The sequence below is a fragment of the Streptomyces sp. NPDC007164 genome, assembly GCF_040634135.1.
GTDB classification, from domain to species: Bacteria; Actinomycetota; Actinomycetes; order Streptomycetales; family Streptomycetaceae; genus Streptomyces; species Streptomyces sanglieri.
The window spans coordinates 1-3,763 of record NZ_JBEYFB010000122.1 but is presented as its reverse complement, the minus strand read 5'-3'; the positions used below and the strand labels follow the sequence as shown (position 1 = coordinate 3,763).

At 68.8% G+C, this 3,763-nt stretch carries 3 protein-coding genes; all 3 read right to left on the bottom strand.

Annotated features, from left to right (window positions below; all coding sequences use genetic code 11):
* Window positions 1-711 precede the first annotated feature (711 nt).
* Window positions 712-1,035, bottom strand: coding sequence for a hypothetical protein (locus tag ABZ622_RS41815; RefSeq protein ID WP_360552544.1), 324 nt, complete (start codon window positions 1,033-1,035; stop codon window positions 712-714).
* Between the two features lie 32 nt (window positions 1,036-1,067).
* Complete coding sequence (locus ABZ622_RS41810; RefSeq protein ID WP_360552542.1) at window positions 1,068-1,283, bottom strand: hypothetical protein; 216 nt, start codon at window positions 1,281-1,283, stop codon at window positions 1,068-1,070.
* 619 nt (window positions 1,284-1,902) lie between these two features.
* Complete coding sequence (locus ABZ622_RS41805; protein WP_360552540.1) at window positions 1,903-2,967, bottom strand: 2,3-butanediol dehydrogenase; 1,065 nt, start codon at window positions 2,965-2,967, stop codon at window positions 1,903-1,905.
* Window positions 2,968-3,763 lie beyond the last annotated feature (796 nt).

Here is a 3,763-nt window from a genome sequence, read left to right as displayed (position 1 = left end):
CTCAACGCCTTCGACATCACCTTCGACGGCCGACTCACCGCCGGACGCCGGTAGAAACAATCAACCGAGTCCCACCGTTCGCTGTACAGACCCTCCCGGGCTCGGGGCGGCGGCGTTCACAGTTCAGGGGGCGTCTCGGGGATCGGCGGCCGGCCAGTCCCTCGCGCGCGTCGGCGGGGCCGCGCGCGGGCCGGGTCTCCCAGCCCGGGACGGCTCGTGTTCGCACCCCCTCGCTGGTTCATGGGCGGGGCGGGTCCGGGTGGGGCGAGTCCCCGCTGTTACGGCTGTGTGTGCTGGTTGTGGTTCGTGCGGAGGGCGGTCCGGAGGCGGTGTCCAGCGTCGGTGTCCGGGAGCCTGACCCGGTCGGGGTTCTTGGAAGTGGGACGGGCCAGGACCCGCTCCCGTTCTCGGGGGCCGTGGCGGTGCGCGGTGCGCAGCTGGTAGAGGCTTTGTAGAGAGGCTGGGAGATTCCCGGTTCGCCCCGGCTGACGAAGGGGGCCATGGCCTCCATCGACTCCCGACCGGGCCCGGGCCCGATGCGTTCGGCGACCCGGCGGCGGTATGCCTTCTGCCGGCACGCTCCGTCGCAGTACGCGGAATCTGCACGCGCAGCCGTAACGCCCTCGCCGCCGACAAGGAGGTACGCCGTCCTGCCGGACAACCCGCCCGGCGCGCGTACGGACAACGTCGCCCCGCCCGATCGGAATTGGCCTACATGAGATGGGTCAGCTCGTGGTTCCCGGGGGTGTAGATCTCCCGCAGCGGCTCGCACAGGTGCCAGGCCCGGTGCAGGGCTTCGGCCTCGTGGATCGAGCCGATGGTGTGCTCCTCGCGCCCCGTCTCGCAGACGCCGCAGTCGGGCTGCCGGTCGGGCAGCCACGCGGCGTGCGTGGTGATCAGGTGATCGTCCAGGTGAAGCCGCGTCAGGGTGAGCGGCAGCTTCCAGTGGCGCGGATCCGCGTTGTAGCGGCGGGAGCCGATCAGGTTCATGCCGTAGTCGACGGCGAGATTCCGGCAGTCATCGCACGCGGCCATACGTTCAATGAGTTCACGGGGCACGGGGCCTCCTACTGAGCCTGGTAGATGCGATGTGTTTTGTGCCCGGCGGCAGAGTGCTCGATCACCGCCGCGTGCACGCTGACCGGCGCGGTGACCCGCACCGAGGAGACCGTCGTGCTGTACGCCCGGTCCGGCAGGGTCGTCACCCAGCACTGGATGGACCTGGCCGTCGCCGGCATGGAGCTGCGCCCCGGTACGGTCCTGGACGGGGAGGCGGTGTACACCGAGCGCCGCGCCTTCCCGCTGGAGCTCCTCACTGATGTCGGGCCGCCGGTCCAGGCGGTGCCCGCCACGGACGACCGGGACGTGGCCGTGCTCTGGTGCGGCGCCCTTCGCGAGCAGGGCATCGTGGCGTCTCGCGGCTTGTGTGCGCCGCGGTTACTGTCTGGCAAGGGACTGGGGAGGGATGTATGGGGGAGAGGGCCGGACCGGCAGAAGACGCGCCCTTCCGCGGGGCCCCGGATGCCGGCAAGGTATACATCCGCCGGGCCGGGGCAACGAGCAAGAGCCGAAGCCCTCCGCCTGACCAGGCGAGACGCCGGCCGGCTGGCACCGGGCCGGCGCCGTCCTCGCCGGCGAGGGCCTCGGAGTGTCCGAGCCGCGGGTGCGCGGCTGCCTGCGCATGAGGCCCGCGGCCCCGCTGGGCGTGCAACTGGCCGACGCCGTGAGGGAAGCGGCACACTCGGAACTGGTCCGGCACCGACCAGGAGTACCGACTGGCAGGTGTCTCTCGGTGATCCCTCACGGCAAACCGGCGTGCTGGAGAGTCGCCCCGCCGCAGCTGCGCTCGCTGCAAGCGGGGACGAACTGGCCCGGTCGCCCGTGGCCGGGCCCGACGGTGTGTCAGTGCCGGGGGTCCACCAGGATCTTGACGGCCGTCTCGTTGTGGTGGATGAGGGTCTCGAAGCCTTCGCTGACGAGGTCGTCCAGGCCGATGGTCTTGGTGATGAACGGCGACAGGTCGATGCGCCCCTCCTGCACCAGCTTGATGGTCTGCGGGTGGGAGTTGACGTAGGCGATCGTGCCGCGCAGGTCGACCTCCTTGAGGACGAGCTTCTGCATGTCGATCGACGCCGGCTTGCCCCAGATCGAGATGACGGTGATGACGCCACCCGGCTTGACCGCGTCGAACAGCGTGTCGAGTACGACGTTGACGGACGTGGCCTCGAACGCGACGTCCGCGCCCTTGCCGCCGGTGAGGTGCCGCACCTCCTCGGCGACGTCGGTGACGGCGGGGTCGATGACATGGTCGGCGACCTTGGCGTCCAGCGCCTTCTGCCGACGCAGCGGGCTGAGCTCGGAAACTGCGACCTCGACGCCCATCGCCTTGAGCACCGCACAGGTGAGCAGCCCGATGGGGCCGGCGCCGCCGACGAGAGCGAAGTCGCCCGCCTTGGCGCCCGAACGCTCGAACGCGTGGTACCCCACCGACAGCGGCTCGATGAGGGCCGCCTGGTCCAGCGGGACGTCTCCGACCGGGTGGACCCAACGACGCTCGACGACGATCTTCTCCGCAAGCCCGCCGCCGCGGCCGCCCAGCCCGATGAAGTTCATGTCGGGCGAGATGTGGTAGGTCGGGTTGTTCTCGCTGGTGTCGACCTCGGGGCGCAGGATGTATGGCTCGACGACGACGCGGTCGCCCGGCTTCAGGTCCTCGACGCCTTCGCCGACGGCGTACACGACGCCGGACATTTCGTGGCCGAGCGTCACGGGGGCGGACTCGCCCGAGACCGGGTGCGGGTGACCGGCCGGCGGGACGAAGATCGGTCCGTCGAGGTACTCGTGCAGGTCGGTGCCGCAGATCCCGCAGAACGCGACATCGATGCCCACCGCGCCCGGCCGGAGAGCGGGCTCCGGGATGTCCTCGATGCGGATGTCACCACGGTCGTAGTAGCGTGCAGCCTTCATTTTGAGCCGACTCCTTCATTGATGTTCTGTTCACACCTTATGCCCGAGCCCTTGCCGCAAAGTGAGGTGGGCGCCCCACGCAGCACAATCTCGTTAAAGATTAAACAATGTAGTGCAATGCGAGTCAGTCACGGGGGCGACGAGTGCCCGCCCGGCGTCAACGGGCCGTCCGAGAAGCACTGCAGACTGCTGGTGGACACCTGGGCCTGCTTCGCGAAGAGCCGCGAGGAAGGCGGCCATGTTGCGGATCGCGGTGCACATGACGAACGAGATGGCCAAGAAGCTCGGCTGCGATGGCCGGCCGATGCCCGAGCCGGGAGGCTGGGCCTTCAGCCGCCTCGGATCAGGCACAGAGCCCCGCCCGCCTCCCGCCCGCTTTACCAGCGCATGCCGAGAGCATCGAGGTCGGCCCGTCGCTGCTCGGCGAGCTTCCCAGCCCGTTTGCCTACGTTGTCGAGCCATGTGCCGAGCTTGACGACCACGGCCCCCTCGGCCTCGTTCGGACGGCCTGACGGACTGCTTCCCGTACCCAGGTCCAGGTGTTAACGCTGGGGGTGGTTAGTTGCGGTGGCGGGTGGTTCGTGAGCTGGGGTGTTGATGATTGATTGAGAACGGTTTCGGAGTGGTTTTGAGGGTGTGGGATGGGGGTCTGGCCTGGGGTTGTTGCAGTTTCGTTGAGACTGGGCGCGGGATGTCGCGGATAAGCTTGTATTTAAAGGTTTGACTTTGGCGTGGCCTGCGGAGTCGTGTCCGTTCTGTTGTGTTTCTTGCCAACGGGGTGGCGGGGTGCGGGGGT

What these genes read in the sequence shown, in the direction of transcription:
- ABZ622_RS41815 (WP_360552544.1), bottom strand. Translation starts at nt 1,035, where the DNA reads ATGGCCGCGTGCGATGACTGCCGGAATCTCGCCGTCGACTACGGCATG.
- ABZ622_RS41805 (WP_360552540.1), bottom strand. Translation starts at nt 2,967, where the DNA reads ATGAAGGCTGCACGCTACTACGACCGTGGTGACATCCGCATCGAGGAC.